Here is a 16018-nt window from a genome sequence, read left to right as displayed (position 1 = left end):
GTGGATGGGTCCGCTTGATTGCGCTTGACTTTGCAATGGCGAGTCTTGCAGGTTCAGCGACTCTTCCAAAGACCGCTTCCAAAACAGACTCAATCTCATAGGGACTAGGCTGATCGGGGCGCAGTGATTCAATCAGTTCTGGATTGGTCTTGGGGGAGGGGCGTTGACTTTGCTCCCACTCTTTCACCCATTGGGTGAGCTGGTATTCAAACTCCACGGATAGCCAGGTGCCAAAAGCTATTGCTAGATCGGGGTGAATCCAGGTGCCTTGTTCCTCGGGTGTTCCACCTCTGCGAATCATCACAAGTCCCGTTACCGGAATTCCGGTAACGGACGAAACATACTCTAGGTAAGCTTTTGCCCGTTTTGTTTCAAGCCAATGATCGGGCCGCTTCGATTTTCTCGCCGCAATTTTATACGCCTCACAAGCCTTCGTCGCATTCACGTATCCATCGGTTTTCTGTATCCCGATTGAAACCCCATGAAGTTGATGCGCTAGTATATTCGTCTCCATAATTTCCTCTCAATAGATAGTGTTGATTTTTTCAAGATTTTTTTGTGATTTTCTTTCAGGTAATTCCCCGAACGTTTGCTATCAGGGGTTTTGGTCGATAACGGAATTCTGTTACCGACAATCGATTTATCTCCAGTCACTCAAAAAGCCGTAGGGACAATGCAGCCCCCGATCACCCCAACTGAATTGCTTATCCCAGATAAGCCAGGCGCAGGTCACTGAGTCTGAACCTTTGGTATCGCTTCTGAAGCGGATTCTAGGGCTGACAACAATAACCCGCTTCATCTGATCGGAATGCTGCTTTAGCCATTCTTTACGACCGTTACAGGGTTCTAGGTAGCTGAGTCTGAGGAGAAAAGCTACACCCCGATCAGCGTGTTCATAGGCCAAGGGCAATATCTTCTCGGCCACGTTAAACGGTGGATTGGTCACGACCCAATCGACTTTGGGTGCTTCAGCCCAGTACTGCGGATCGGTAGCATCGTTTGTTGTTCGGCCTGGACCGACGGGCCAGAGCAAATCAGAAGAATGGACGATATCGATACTCCCGTAGCTGTCCAACATATCAGAGATTGCATTGCGACCTGCACAAGGTTCCAGGACCGATCCACCGATTGGATTCTTGGACATTAACTGATGGGTGAACGGGGCGAGTTTTGGGGTACATGACAGGATTAAGCGGAGGATCAACGGCCTGCGATCGCGAGCAGAAAAAGTTTGCGGCTACCCAGTTCAGGTTCGGGTCGAATGAAGTCCTGTGAGGGTTGCTGGGTGCTAGAAGCGAAATACTATTTCAAAAAACGTAGGTCACTGCTTGAATTACTTTGAAGGACTCAACCCAATACTGTAGCTGAATTCCAATCATTTTCTGCACTGAATTAGAGTTTACTCTGAACAACAACTATGGCAAATATCAACCTTAATTTCTAGATAAATAAAAAATTCCACTCACCCGAATAGAATATTATTTGGAAGTATAAAAACTCAAAAGCTTTCGTAGTGGGGCCTTGGGTTTGCCAGGGCTTTTTTCTCCGAAACCATTTTTATATCAAGCGCAGTGGCATCTCCCTTCCAAGAAACGGTCACCCTTTTCTTAACGATACCCGCCTCAATCGCAGTAGTTCTAATCGATGAATACTTGCCTTTCTTAGCCCATCCCAGAACTTTGGGTGGGATTTCGCTAGGCGTTGGGATAGCTACTCAGAGCTAGTATCCCCTCCCTGACAAGATGAAAACTTTTTCTGCATCCCGATAGCTTCAATACGGATGTTTATATACTTTTTTCAGGAGACAATTATTGAAGGCCCTTCTGGTGAGATGATTGCACCAGGACGATTTCATCACTGTTCAGCTTCATTGAGCTGAGTGATATCTGCTAAGTACCCCTTCATCCATTGATAAGTCCCCTATTTTTGCTGAGTGTATAGGGGATTTTTAATAAATTGTAACGGCTCTACAAATACGAAAAACCCCCTGCAAACCAGAATCAGAGGGCTCAATCCTTATATGCAAGTGAATGGTTCATTCAAGATTTAGCCTGAACCTAAAGCCTCGGTGATAAGCCTTAGCTGCCCTTAGCATGCCCAATGGTTAGAAAAAGATAACTGCAGAAGAGAAAAATATCAATGTTCGTGTTCAGAGATACACAAATTGAGATCACAATCTAATCTGGTGTGAAGCACCTACCCACTCTCTGAGTAAATGGCATCGATAGTCAGTTGTCATTTAAGTCCATGTGGAATCATGATCAGGATGCCTTCTCAACCCAATATACGTAGGTTCTACACATCCTCTTCTTTGACCTACAGAGCTTATAGCCATTAAAGACAACATTATTTGAAATCATCCGAGGTGCAACCAGAGACGCTATCCGGGACTTTGTTAGACCGACCTTTGTGTGTAATTCAGAAACGCCTACTGGGTTATCAAATTCAATTAAGGCAAGGATGATCCGCTTGGCATCCTTACTGAAAACATTTGAGTTAACAGTGTACTCATCTGTCATTGGAGAACCCCAATCGCTTTATCAGCATTCTTGTCCAAGGGTTACTTGGGTGATCTAGAACGATGACTTGATTGTTGCAGGAGGTTAAATATTTGCTTAGTGTTCAGAATCACGTGTGGGCAGGAATTCTCACATACTCAAGAAAATAGATTGGTATAGCCTGATATGAGAACCAGGCGGGGGGCCATCCTGGCAGTAGAAACCCCAGCAACGTTTTACTGGATAGGCTATGAGTTGGGTCCACTTAACTATAGAAAAGCACCTGTGGATCCACAGGTGCAGTATCTTTGAACGATAAATTCTTCTCAGTTTGCTCCTATTTCAATCACAACCGACTCTCAGCATCAACCGCTTGAGTCAAAGCATTCAGGACTCTCTCAACTTCGAGAGAGTTTTTTGTGTTTTAGGAATTCCACTCATTCTTGAATTTAACGAGTTGCACCCAGGATTTGCGAGTAGATAGGGGCTAAAAATACTTCTTATCTTTTGAATATTTATAGTCAGCTTGCTTCTATTCTGCTTTGTTTGCTTCACAAAAGATAAAGGGAAAGAATGATTATCACTATCGGCAATATAGATGATTCTCTCTTGATTCAAAACTATTAATCTGAGGGAATCATTTCCATGTCTGGGTATAAATTAGCAGAAAAAACTAAATTGAATCCTCCTTGTAGTCACAGCAATCAACCTCCCAGTATGCCTTTGGTTCTTGAGCTTCCTTTAAGAATATCCCACATCATGGCATAAAAATCTCTGAAGGAAAGAATAATTATACTTCTACACCTCATCCTTGTTACATACTGCATCATTGGGTCAAATACTGATGGGGTTTAAAACACGAGAAGATTAGAGAAAGTAATTATTCAGTCTCAGACAACTTTAGTGTGGCGTTTTTAAAGCTTCGTCAAAAATCGCAGAAAAACGAACTTTAAAATCTAAAATAATCATGATCAGTACGATGCTTCGTTGTCTATCGGGGGGCTTTACAGTGACACCAGAGAACTATGAAAGCACTACTACTCTATCCCCAATTCCCCCAGTCTTTTTGGTCATATGATCGCTTTATGGAAATCGCGGGTCTAAAGACCGTGATTCCGCCTTTGGGGATTATTACAGTTGCTGCACTATTGCCCCCCGATTGGGAAATTCGATTTCGAGATCGCAATGTTGCTTGTGAAACCGAAGCAGATTGGGAGTGGTGTGACTTAGTAATTCTTTCAGCAATGCTGGTCCAAAAGCCAGATTTCCTGTTAATGATTCAAAAAGCAGTCCGGCTAGGCAAGACAGTAGCTGTGGGTGGACCTTATCCCACCTCAGTACCTCAGGATTCTTTGGATGCTGGAGCTAATTTCCTGGTTCTTGATGAAGGGGAAATGACTATTCCTCAATTCCTAACGGCCTTGAATCAGGGAGAAACCCATGGCGTCTTTCGCTCCTTGGAGAAGCCGGATGTTACCCAAAGTCCGATGCCACGATTTGACTTGCTTCAGCATGAGAAATATTTGATGATGGCGATACAGTTTTCGCGGGGTTGTCCTTTCAACTGCGAATTTTGTGACATCATTTCTCTTTATGGTCGTAAACCTCGAACTAAAGAACCTCATCAAGTTTTATCTGAATTGCAGACTCTCTATGACTTAGGCTGGCGCGGTTCACTCTTTATCGTAGATGACAACTTTATTGGCAATCAGCGAAACGTAAAAAGGTTTCTCCGTGAACTTATTCCTTGGATGAAGGAGCACCATTATCCTTTCACCTTTATTACTGAAGCCTCGGTAAATTTGGCAGAGGATGATGAATTGCTCAACCTGATGGGCGAGGCTGGTTTCTACGCTGTTTTCCTTGGTATTGAAACACCCGATCAAGATAGCTTACAAGTTACTCGCAAACTCCAAAACACTCGTAATCCCCTTGTAGAAGCCTGTCAAAAGATCAATGATGCCGGACTGCTGATTTATGCTGGATTTATCCTCGGTTTCGATGGAGAGCGTTCTGGAGCAGGTGAACGCATTCAAACCTTCGTCAAAGAAACCAGCATTCCTCAACCCATGCTGGGGATATTACAATCTCTACCCAATACAGCCCTTTGGGAGCGGTTAAAAAAAGAGCGGCGCTTAATTGGAGAGGAAGGTCATCCCACAGGCGATCAAAACACGCTAATGAACTTCGTGCCAACTCGACCTATCGCAGAGATAGCCAAGGAGTATGTCGAAGGTTTTTGGACAATGTACGAACCTCAAAACTACCTCAGGCGATGTTTAGATCAATGTCTCAACATTCGTTCTTTGAGACGTCAACGACAAACAATGCAATTCCCTTTAGGTAAAGGATTAAGATTAGTTGCTCAGATATTTTGGTATCAAGGCATTCGCAGACCCGAAACTCGGAGACAATTCTGGAATCAACTGTGGATCATTCTGCTCAAAAAGCCTCAGATGCTCAATATGTATCTAGGATTATGTGCTGCAGGGGAGCATTTCTGGGAATACCGGGTGTTAGCTCGGGAACGAATTGCTCAACAATTGGATTTAATGAGTGAGCAACCCCCACTCATAGCATCGAATAAATAAAAAACAATTTTAAGGAAGGTAGTTGATGGTGCAATTGCAAAGGGCTAACTCCTGGATTCCTCACAAGCATCTGCTAAATTCTCTTAAAGTCTTTTTTAAATAGGGCTACAGCAGAAATCACTCGATTCGATCCTAACCGTCGTTTGGCCTACCCAAACTTGCCCTCAATCTGGACGTGCACCTATACTTCCCTCACTCGCATGTTACTTCAGTTGGGTTTACACCTATCGCTCTTGTTGAGGTCGCCCTAATGGGGGCCGCTCAAGCGGATGTCGCGATCCTTACAGCGTCGTCGGTTGGCTCGGGTTAGTCAAGTATGTTTGTATTTGTACCAAGAAAGAATGGTCATACCAAGTGTCGTCGGCACTATCGTGTAGTCGAGCGTGCCATGATAGCGAAAATCCCCTAGAGTGAGGCAAAGCACTACCAGCAATCTAGTGAGCCCTGCCCAGAGTATCGACGAATCGCGCCAAAACAGCCTCTAAGCTCTTATCTCAGGCACTAAACGTATATTCATTTTCAAGCAATACATTTCATATCCTTTTTGGAAAGACTTCTTACCACACTAGCCACTTATATTAAAGAACAGTTCGATCAGCAGGGCTTGGCAATCCTGCCTTCCATCTATTCTTCTACAGCCTGCGATTATATTTGTGGCCACCTAACGGATATTGCCCAAGTAGGACCCGGAACCCGACGTTTATTAGTCTTTGAGTGGTGTCGGAGACTGGCAAAAAGCCTGAAATCTTATCCGTCAATCTCACCATTATTAGGACCAGCACCTGTTATCAACCAATGTACATATTTTGAGAAATCCCCTGATCAGAATTGGTTAGTGGCACTGCATCAGGATGTCAGTATTGCAGTTCAACCCAATACTGTTGCCACTCAGTTGGGAATATCTCAAAAAGAAGGGCTGTCCTTCGTGCAACCCCCCGTCGAAATCTTGGAACAGTTGGTTGCGCTTCGCGTCCATTTAGATGACTGCACCCCCAACAATGGTCCCCTCAAAGTGGTGCCAGGCTCTCATCAACAGGGGCGACTCACCGACCCGATAGATTGCAAAACTGCGGGACCACTCCGGTGAGATTGCCTGCTTAGTCCCCAAAGGAGGTGTACTAGCCATGCGACCTTTGCTTTTGCACGCATCCAGTATGATGCCCCTTCCCCAACGCCGACGGGTTACAGCAGAAGCTGAGAGCGAATATCCGTGAGTTTCGATAGGTGAAGTTTGGTGCATTCAAAGTTTAGTTTGATGGGTGAGATCGCATTCTTGTCTGCTGTTTTAAGTTGGGGATGTGTATTGCCTAGTCAGGAGGCACAGCTAACAAAGCATCCCCCTAACCCTACTCCTGCCATTGAATCTTCCACACCAGCTCCTGAAACACCAAGAATTGATGCCACCCAACTGAAACAATTGCAACCCTGCCTTGTCGATCTGGAAGTTCTCCAGCTTTCACCTTTGGAGTTAGCGCCAGCTGCAAATACGTTTGGCGAGACAGCCTATTATGTTGCCTACTCTACGAAAGCGCTTCCTGATCCAAAGGATATCGGCAAGGTTAAAGACCTGAGGACCATTGCCTTAACAGCGGGTCAATGCCAAACCCTGGCCCCAGATCAGGTTCAAGCCCTAGCAACACAGGCATTGAAGAATAATAGAAACTATCAGGAGCAGCTTGCTTTGCATAAAGGCGATCAAGGACTGGCTTGGAGCGCTATTGTTAATCGCTGGGAGCGCGATCACCATGTTTCTGGTCCTGGAAATCACCCCTTGGTTTTGTCAATTGAAGATATTTGGGCTGCCAAAACATTGAACTTACTATTGCCTGATTATGTTCCAGTTTATGCAAAATAGGATGACCTCCTATGCTTCTTCAACAATCAGGTGATTAGACCCCACTAAATTCTTACCATTGTCGATACTTTAGGGCTGGTCCTGATGGTGATTGTCACCGCTGAAAATGTCTCTGACCAACGAGTTTTCCAAAGAATTCTAAAACCTCTCAAACAGCCTCTTAGAGGCGAGCACAATGATCTGTTGAGGTTCCATCAGCTCTTAGTCACATCGTCGTGCTTTTTGAGCTTGCTCTCGCACTTGATTATTGATTAAATATCCAAAGCCAGCTTTTTCTAGTCGATAAATAAAGTTTTCTAGTGGCTCTCCCATCGATAGAGCCGTTCGCTCTAGGTGCCAGCCTTGTGCTGCTAGTTGGCTGAGTAGATAGGTCCGTCGAGCCTGCCCTGCAGACAGGCGATAGGTTTTTAAATATTCCAGTTGCCCATCATTACGGACAATGGCTTCACCAATATGATTCTCGGCTTTGAGCTTGAGATCCGTGATAAACCGCTGTAACGTAAACGGACCTGCTGTATAAATACGCTTAGATTCAACCGGACGTTGGAGCAAATCGCTGGCCATCAGTCCTTGGAAATCAGCCCAGTCTTGTCTGAGGGATGAAATCGCATCCCGCAAATCCGCTAATGTCTCCACTTTTGTTTCATCCACATGGGTCTGTATAGGCACCGTGCCACCATAGAGCCCATACTGGTACAACAGTTCACCATAGAAATCTTGCAGCAAGCTGTGATGCAGCAGACGGTAATCTTCGGGTGTGGGGGTAATAAAGGCAGAAGCCAGTGCTTCTGACACAAACAACAGCATCCCAACCTGATGCTCATGAATTTCAAACACTCGCAGAGCATCTGCTAGTCCTTGAATCGCATGCCCTGAAACCGACCACTCGGTTCGAGGCGATAACCCTTGAGACAGAGCCTGTTTAGAATACTCACTCCATGCAATATCTGGCCCTGAAAAAAACAGCGACAGAAACCCTTCCATTGCCAGATGTAGGGGGAGAAATCGGAGCTGATTGCGAGCCTCCCGTTTCGCCATTCGCGATAGCACCCTGACACTCACAGGACCAGAATGAAAACGTTGTCCATCGGCAACCAATTGACTACCTTTGGCGGCAACGGGCTGGCCCTCCTCGTTCCAGAACGGCACTAACCCGTGGGGAACATAAGAGATGTACTTAAGGCCCTTATCCAGGGGCTTCCCTTGGAGAGACACCACGGTTAGATCATCGTCGTATGTGCGTTTAGCGAGGCGCAGATCTCCTCGAACCTGTCGGCGTAGTAAGGGCACAATCCGAATAGCCCCCCATACTTGAGAGGGTGCAATCTCTATCCCCTTCAGGGAAATGGTGTTGAGTAGAGGCGCTTTAGGAGCCATGATTCAGATGAAAGGTAGCAAGGAACTGCTGGACACGGACTTTGAGATAGTGCTCTAGATCGGTTAAGGAGGATTGACCATCGGCAAATTGAGCAAATCCCAACACCGTGGGCAAGTCTTCTGCATCTCGGAGCCCCACTGTCGGTATTGCAGGACTAAGCGCCTGGACGGAAAAGTCATCAGCATTGAAGACGGGATTGCAATGTAGGATCGAAATAGACGGATCAATATGATTCCGAAACACCCGCAAGACTTCTGAGGCTCCGTTGGGTGGGTCATTCTCCCAGCCATCTGACAAGATCACCACTATATCGGGATTGGTGTCCAGAGCATCTAGCAAAGGTGTGGCGATATCGGTTTGCCCCCGAGACTGCACCAGCAGCGGATCAGAAACAGAGGATGTCCAAAAAGCTTGGTAGTCTGCTGATGCTGCTTGCAAAAGATAGTGAACCGCCAAGGCTACCCCCAAAGGACGTCGCCGTTTTTCGTTGGAACCACTACTCGAATAGCTACAGTCCAGCACTGTTGCCACCTTCTCCAGTCTTAAAGGAGCCCGGTGCAGTGCTGCTTGGGCTGAGTGTTCTAACGCCTTCGTCAATTCGGCATGCCGTTCTTGTCGATCCTGAATCGATAAAGATAGGCAATAGAGAGCTAACTTCGTGATTGGGGTACGTTTAAGATCAACGGTGAGTTTTGATTTGTGATCGTGCTCCGTACTTTGTAGCATCCGCACTTTTTCGGCCTGAGTCATTTGGGCTTCAATCCGAGCCAAAAACCGATCACGGGGAATCTGATGTTTCGCAGCCAATCCCTCCGCTACCGTAAAGGGCAGGTCATAGATTGCGTCTTGACTGTAATAGGCTTTGCGGAACTGCTCAAACAGGGAAGTCTCAAACCGCTGGGGCCAGTTCCGAAACAAAAATGACCCCACTTCACCCGGTAGTTTGAGATGATTGTGAGTTGCGATCGCTCTCACCTTCGAACGATATTTCACTGCATCAAAGTCCAAACGCTGCTGATGCTGAGTGATATAGTCGCGGGTAATCGCCCGAGTCCGACGATTATTAATCCGTCGTTTGCGAATTTGTTCAAGCACTTTCCACGCTCGTTGTGGGGGTAGGGCATTTAAACTTGCGGCAATTAAAGCACCTTCTTCCTCGCGATGTTCTGGCCGTATGTGTTGGCCAGTCGCCAGTAGTTTGAGGATAATCTGGCTCTGATTAAAGTGATTAATTCCTGCGGCTAAGGTACGGGTATAGAGCAATCGATAATTACCCAAAATATAGTCATGCAAAAAATCAAGGGAGAGTTTCTGTCCCCAGGCATCGTCATAAAATTCTCGCTGTCCCGTACAGCTCAGACAGGCATTAATAAACATCACCAGGTCTTCTCGTTCGACCTGTTGCCGACGCTGTATCCAAGTTGAAGCCATTCTCTTAGCGTTAAATCAGCCCGTTTGGGGAGTAGTGGCACGACAGACTTGCGCCATTTTCAAGATGGAGTTCGGAAGTCGCACTCAAGTCCCGCAAACGGAGCTTCCACGCTAACATACTCAAAACTGCTTTGAGCCAATCATCACAGTGATGCTCACAGCTAGTTTAGAACTGACTCAAGGTAATACTGACTAAACGACTAGAGTTATAGCTATTGGTAAAAATTCAATTATCAATAGTCATTCAATATACAAATTCATTGTGCAACATTGCCTGATACCTCATGTCTCCACAATCCTCTCTCAGCATGAATTACAGATGTCATTCAAGATTATGTTCTATGACCTACTGGATGTGACATCTCCCTCTAACCAATCGGGTAAATATTCAGAGTTAAGGTTGTCATAAGTAGGTAAAGTTTCATGCTCATGATATAGATGGGAGCTGAAGAAAAGGGAGTTTTCCAGAAGTTGGCATAGTCTTCTTAGCAGTTTTCAGAGGCAAAGCCTTTCTCTGTGGGGGTGAAGGCTCCTCTACTAGGTCAGCAACTTTGTTCAATCGCTCTTGTCTATATCTCTGGAAAGATAGCTGCGATGAGTCGGTGACACCCACAGTTTTTTTAGCCAAAGTCCGCTGAGGAAGGATCACATTTTGAAATACAAATTCAACTGTTTCAAATTTGAGCCAGCCTCGAGATACCAAGATTTCTCCAAATCGCATTTCCGTTGAGTCTTGATCCGATAAGACCACTTCTACTTGAGCCAGGGACAACAACCCTGCATCAACTAGGTAACTACCAATGCGTTTACTGCCAGGGTAGTGGGCTACATCTGTCCGTCGACGTATTGACTGGCGTTGTTTTGAACGGTTAGAGCGTTTCTTTAACTGAGTTTCTTTAAACTTCTTCTTCGGTTCAGAGGGCAGGGAGAGGGTAGGTTGTTCAATTCTCTGCAACCAGCTCAACATATTCAAAGGGTTTAATCGCATCCGATGACCCGATATTTGAATCGTGATAATACCTCGTTCACAAACCAAATTTTGAATGGGATAGAACGTGCCTCGATATAGGATAAGCAAACTCATTAAATAGCGTTGTTTATTCTCTTTCTCATGCTTCCACCATGTTTGTAATAAATCCAAAGTATTAGTAAAGTGGATGATGTAATTTCTAGGAATATCAATAGGTTTATATTCATAAAAACCTGAAATATTCGACTGGCGAACGGGCAAGCACTTTTGCTTGATCATAGCTTCATGCAACTGAGACCAAAAGCTAGATTTGTAACGAATAGAGCTATAGCGTTCCTCTCCAGCTAATTTAGCTGTAGCAACTAATCCTTCAGTTTTAGCTAACAGTTGCAAGGTATTTCCAATAGGCTCAAATCTAAGCTCAGTATTGCTCTCCAATGCTGAGCACCCTGAAAGATAACTTGATACAAATACCTTTAAAAGCTCGATATTGTTCATAAAGAGTAGAGTATGAACTTTAATTTAGAGAATAGAATTTATCTCATCATATGGTATTTCACCCATGGCTTGAGTGATCTAAATCAGTGACTGTTCAATCTTTTAACTCTCTCAGTAGATAGTTTAGGGAAACGATACGATAAAATTTGTAGCCTACCGTTATGCTTCTGAGTCAATATTGATAATATTTAATCTCAAAAATGTATTGTTTGCTTAAAAGAGGACACGAGGCATTCTTGAGACTCATTGAAAAGGATGATTATGAGCGATCTTGATCATCATGAGAAAATTGCCATCGCTCTTCATAATTCCGCATCACCAAAAGTTGCCAAGACCCATTTTATGGTTTCAAAAATATAAGGTCATATTAGTCTGGCTTGTTCACTTGAGTTTTGCTAGGGAGTAGGATTAACCCTTTAAAGATAAATGAAACTTATCATTTATGCCGAACCTAACGATTTTTAAAGGGTTTCGGGGATTTTTCATTCATAAGCTCAGCTTAATTGAGGGAACTTTCAGGACCCATACCCCCAGAACCCCCTAAAATCGTTCTACAACTGCTTACATTTCGATTGTTTTGTAATCAGTTACGCTGAGATCAGATCCACAAGGACTCAATGGTCATTTGCCGCCAACGAAACGAACACTATCGCAGTCGGGAGTATCTGACCCTGGCGGAAGTGAATCGGCTGATCATGGCCGCTGAGTTGAGAGGTCGTCATCCGATCCGAGATAAGGCGTTGTTGCTGCTGATGTTTCGTCATGGGTTGAGGGTCAGTGAAGCGATATCCCTAAGATGGGATGCGGTGATGCTGGAGCTGAAGGCTATCGGGATTACTCGGCTCAAAGGGTCCGTCAGTGGGACGCATCCATTGCAGGCTGATGAGGTGGAGTCGTTGAGGGATTTACGCGCTGAAGGATACCCCGATCCGTATCTGTTTGTGGGAGAGCGGGGTGGACATCTCAAGCGTCATGCTGTGACGAGTCTCGTCAACCGCTGTGCTGAGTTAGCGGAATTAGGGATTAAGTGCCATCCCCATATGCTGCGCCATAGCTGTGGGTATCACCTGGCAAATCAGGGGTTGGATACGAGGCTGATCCAAGATTGGCTGGGACATCGGAACATTCAGCATACGGTGACGTATACGATGCTGAATCCGAAGCGGTTTGGTGAGATTCAATGGGGGTAGGCTAGTACGACAATAATCGGAAAGATTTTCAGGGAAAGGTGACGGGGGCGTTGTTGGGGTTGTTGGATGGGTAAGACTCGGGTTGATTATTATTGAAGGCAGTCTATTAAAGGTATATAGAGTATTGCTTAAAGTAAGTAGTCAGCTATCAAGCTGGAGGTTATCCCTAAAATTTGGCTACTCACATATGACAATTTTATTGGCGTTGCTTGTAAGATTCTATCCAAGAAATCAGCTTGCTGACATAGACAATAATACCTCAGTGATTGTTAACACAAGTCAATTGAGAGATACATCATTTTCTACAAGTTATAGCTATAGGAATATAAATCTACATTCATCAGATATGAAAAAATAGTGCTCGAAAGAGTTTTTGGAAAAATTCTCATGTTGCATCCTAAATCCAGACATATTACTAATCTTAAAATCCTGTCTAATCTATATGATTATCTATTTCCTACAACGAAGTTTGAAGTAATCAGCCGTTTACCTATTGAAATATCAATGGAACGATTGAAATCATGTTTGGTTATAGGGGACTTATGGGATTTAGGGAAGGAAGGTCTCGTCGGTGAAGTGAATAGAAATCGCGTTATATTAAAGCACTACAAGCCTCGATTCGGATATCTCTACTCGCCAATTTTCTGTGGAACATTTACTCAGAGGGACTCAACAATACTTTTAACTGGAAAATTTGCAGTTCCAGAAACAGCTACAGGTTTAGTTAATTTATGCTTTTTTATGTGCGGATTATGCATTGTTTTTTCACTAAAATCTAATATATCTTTTCTAGGGGTTTTAGCTGTTGGAATATTTCTAACGCTGAACATAGCATGCTTTAAAATACTATACTCGAATTCTACAGCCTATTTGATAAATAGGATTAAACATGCTCTAGAAGTATATTAAATATTGATTTCGATTTTTAGGCCTAATAGACCTGAACAATTAACCTTTAAATCTTAGTTACATAGAGAAATCTTTGAAACAATATTGATTCGGCAAGGCAGGGTTACTTTCCCCAGATCCAATTCCAGTGCTCTTCAGTGAAGGTCTGGTCAAGCTCCGCGATCATGGGGTATGGGTTGCCTAAGCCTGGAAGTAGCCCCCCTTGATAGAGACACAACCTGTGTTAATTCTCATTCAGCATATTCTGTGCCATCAGGCAGCGTAGCTCCAATTAAGAGCGTTTGAGTCAAAATAGCACTACTCCAGTCTGAGCGGTTGAGATTAGCACCTTGCAGGTTGGCTTCTGTTAGATCTGTTCTACCTAAAAATGCTTGAATCAGAGACGCTTCTTGCAGATTGGTTGCCGTAAAGTTTGCTCGACTCAGATTAGCCCGATTCAACCGACTACGAAATAACGTTGCGCCTTGGAAATTGGCTTGGTTCAGCTCACTCTCCACCAATGTGCATTCACTTAAATCACTATTAACCAGTTGAGCATGCTGGAGGTTAGCTCGTTCTAGCTTGGCTCCTGATAAGTAAGACTGATTCAGATTTGCCTTCTGCAGATTGGCCTCAACCAACAATGCTTGCTCAAGATTTGCTCCTTGGAGATTGGCCTCAGCTAAATTTGCTCCACGCAAATTCGCATGTTTAAGATTGGCCCCTCGCAAGCTGACTTTGCTCAGATCAGCTCCTCGTAAATTTGCGCCTTGCAAATCCACCCCATTCAGGACTGCCCCTCTCAGATCAGCACTGTTGCGATTTTCCTCTCGCAAATTTGCTCTGCGTAGACAAGCCCCCGATAGGTTGGTGCTACGGAGTTTCACTTCACGAAGATCAGCTTCCATAAGATTTGCGTCCGTCAGATCCGCTAAGGTCAAATCTGCTTTGAACAAAACTGCCTGTTGCAAATTAGCCCCATGCAAAGAAGCATCTGTGAGGTTCGCTTGGCTTAAATTTGCCTTGGTCAACGTTGCCCCACTCAGATTACTCTGAGTTAGATTGCTAGTCTGTAAATCAACCCGATTTAAGTAAGCTAGGCTCAGGTTAGTACTCCGCAAGTCTGTAGCTGACAGATTAATATCAATCAGCTCAACACCCGCTAGATCTAAACCAACGAGGGACTGGCCACTGAAGTCACAAATGTCCTCTGCATATTGTTGCAGCAGCTCTTGAGCATCCATACGACTCACGAAATCTTGGTGAATAATTGGTTTGAACGCAGATCATCCCCAATCTCTAGGTCATCAACCTCACTTTGGGGAAATGTCTCTACTGCAGATTGCTCTGTCATCGACAGGGACTGCCCCCGGTAATGGGGGAGAACGACACGGAGTAGTGCATGAACAACTTGTTGACTCTGGTCGAGCGATTCTAGTTGCTCAGCGGTTTGCAGCAATTTTAGTTCTAGGGCAACAAAGTTGGGATAAGTGGTGAACAGGTTTTGTAAAAGCTTTTCTAAAGGACGTTGTTTCAAGTTCAACCAATCTTGACGATTGAAACTAAAGGGATAGTAGAGGACAGAGAAGATGAGGATTTTTGCTTTCAGAGGATTGGTTGACTGCATCAATGCCGCTTTCAGGTCAAAGATACTGTACGTTGTCCCGGTTGCCAGCGGAGAAGGGGTGGTTTGATGTGGATAGGTGGAGGGAGCGGTTTTGCAGAGGGGAGCCAAAATTTGACAAATAATATCGGCAATAGGGAGATAAACGTCAGATTTGTTGACTTTGGCAGCCCTAATCGCCAATAGATTGGCTAAATCTTCGGCTGTTGTCACCTGATCCATCAAGATCGGGACTAAATGATCGAGCTGTAGAAGGTCTGGTTGGATCTGCTTCTTAGGCCAGTGCTGGTGACTAATAAAATAGATTAACTTCTGAATGCGAAGTTTCTGGGGATGATGCTCTAAAGCCTGTATAGCTTGCGACAATCGTTCAGAGACCATGAATATTCAGCAGCAGAGGAGAGTAGAAACAACAATCGATACGTATCCATGACCCCAAGCAAGTTTTTCATCAGGGCTTTGATTGAGGATAATGGCATCTCAAATTTGAGGTTAAGCCATATCCTTAAAATGCCCTGAATGCTTCCTTGAGGACTCATAGACGCAGTAGATTTTTAGCTTTCGCCACTATGTTTTATATAGCTTTCAGAGAATTAAGCTGACGAATTATTTCGGCACTGTTCATAAAGAGCAATATATTAGTTAAAAACGTTTTATAAATCAGGCCATTTCATCAATAACCAATACTCCTTATCTACTCTTCTCTAGGTTATTTGAAGCCCTTGAATCTCATCAACTCTAAGTCAGTAGAAATGCACTTCACACTTCCTTAGGGCTTTTGTCTTGCCATAGTTGGTATGTGTCTTTACACTAAATGTCGCATCAGTGAAGCTTGTCGACTTCTCATCGGTGGTGTGGTCAATGCCAGTGGACCCAAGCCATCGGTGTTATTTCGCGTTAGTGTCCCGATTTATTCGCCATGAGCTGGAATTACTGAAATGCTTTGTTAATAGTGATTCCAGAGCATTCCTTGATGAACATTGCCCAGCGCGAACAGCAGATTATCCGCATCCAGTCTCAAAGCCCATATGCCTCAATTAACGAAGCCCTGGAAACAACCCTACGACTGGAAGCAAGCCGAGTCACCCAGATAGC

The 16018-nt window shown here is 44.5% G+C and carries 11 protein-coding genes; 4 read left to right on the top strand and 7 right to left on the bottom strand.

Annotated features, from left to right (window positions below; all coding sequences use genetic code 11):
* Window positions 1–514 (bottom strand): KilA-N domain-containing protein (locus Q0991_RS18555; RefSeq protein WP_299491215.1); only part of this gene is annotated, 514 nt, incomplete at its 3' end.
* 126 nt (window positions 515–640) lie between these two features.
* Window positions 641–1144 carry a hypothetical protein gene (locus Q0991_RS18550; RefSeq protein WP_299491213.1) on the bottom strand — a complete coding sequence of 168 codons (504 nt, stop codon included), beginning with the start codon at window positions 1142–1144 and terminating at the stop codon, window positions 641–643.
* Between the two features lie 2379 nt (window positions 1145–3523).
* Here Q0991_RS18550 and Q0991_RS18545 point away from each other — a divergent pair.
* The 3 genes from Q0991_RS18545 to Q0991_RS18535 all read left to right on the top strand — a co-directional run bounded on the left by Q0991_RS18545 (window position 3524) and on the right by Q0991_RS18535 (window position 6944).
* Complete coding sequence (locus Q0991_RS18545) at window positions 3524–5089, top strand: B12-binding domain-containing radical SAM protein (protein ID WP_299491210.1); 1566 nt, start codon at window positions 3524–3526, stop codon at window positions 5087–5089.
* 544 nt (window positions 5090–5633) lie between these two features.
* A complete protein-coding gene (locus Q0991_RS18540; protein ID WP_299491207.1) occupies window positions 5634–6176 on the top strand; it encodes a phytanoyl-CoA dioxygenase family protein in 543 nt (180 codons plus the stop codon).
* 147 nt (window positions 6177–6323) lie between these two features.
* On the top strand, window positions 6324–6944 hold the full coding sequence (locus Q0991_RS18535) for a hypothetical protein (RefSeq protein WP_299491204.1): 621 nt from the start codon (window positions 6324–6326) through the stop codon (window positions 6942–6944).
* Window positions 6945–7145: 201 nt separating this feature from the next.
* On the opposite strand, the gene Q0991_RS18530 is transcribed toward Q0991_RS18535, so the two are convergent.
* From Q0991_RS18530 to Q0991_RS18520, 3 genes are all read right to left on the bottom strand, one after another.
* Window positions 7146–8321, bottom strand: a complete 1176-nt coding sequence (locus Q0991_RS18530; protein WP_299491201.1) for a hypothetical protein — start codon at window positions 8319–8321, stop codon at window positions 7146–7148.
* Window positions 8311–9753, bottom strand: coding sequence for a hypothetical protein (locus Q0991_RS18525; RefSeq protein ID WP_299491199.1), 1443 nt, complete (start codon window positions 9751–9753; stop codon window positions 8311–8313). Before Q0991_RS18525 ends, Q0991_RS18530 begins: the two co-directional genes overlap by 11 nt.
* Window positions 9754–10180: 427 nt before the next feature.
* Window positions 10181–11221 (bottom strand): hypothetical protein, encoded by a 1041-nt coding sequence (locus tag Q0991_RS18520; protein WP_299491197.1) that lies wholly within the window; start codon window positions 11219–11221, stop codon window positions 10181–10183.
* 617 nt (window positions 11222–11838) lie between these two features.
* Here Q0991_RS18520 and Q0991_RS18515 point away from each other — a divergent pair.
* Window positions 11839–12411 carry a tyrosine-type recombinase/integrase gene (locus Q0991_RS18515; RefSeq protein ID WP_299491195.1) on the top strand — a complete coding sequence of 191 codons (573 nt, stop codon included), beginning with the start codon at window positions 11839–11841 and terminating at the stop codon, window positions 12409–12411.
* Between the two features lie 1139 nt (window positions 12412–13550).
* On the opposite strand, the gene Q0991_RS18510 is transcribed toward Q0991_RS18515, so the two are convergent.
* Window positions 13551–14543 (bottom strand): pentapeptide repeat-containing protein, encoded by a 993-nt coding sequence (locus Q0991_RS18510; protein WP_299491217.1) that lies wholly within the window; start codon window positions 14541–14543, stop codon window positions 13551–13553.
* Between the two features lie 5 nt (window positions 14544–14548).
* On the bottom strand, window positions 14549–15304 hold the full coding sequence (locus Q0991_RS18505) for a hypothetical protein (RefSeq protein ID WP_299491193.1): 756 nt from the start codon (window positions 15302–15304) through the stop codon (window positions 14549–14551).
* Between the last annotated feature and the right edge of the window lie 714 nt (window positions 15305–16018).

The organism is Acaryochloris sp. IP29b_bin.137 (genome assembly GCF_028285745.1).
GTDB lineage: Bacteria > Cyanobacteriota > Cyanobacteriia > Thermosynechococcales > Thermosynechococcaceae > Acaryochloris.
The sequence above is the reverse complement of the archived record's forward strand: the minus strand, read 5'-3'. Positions and strand labels throughout refer to the sequence as shown.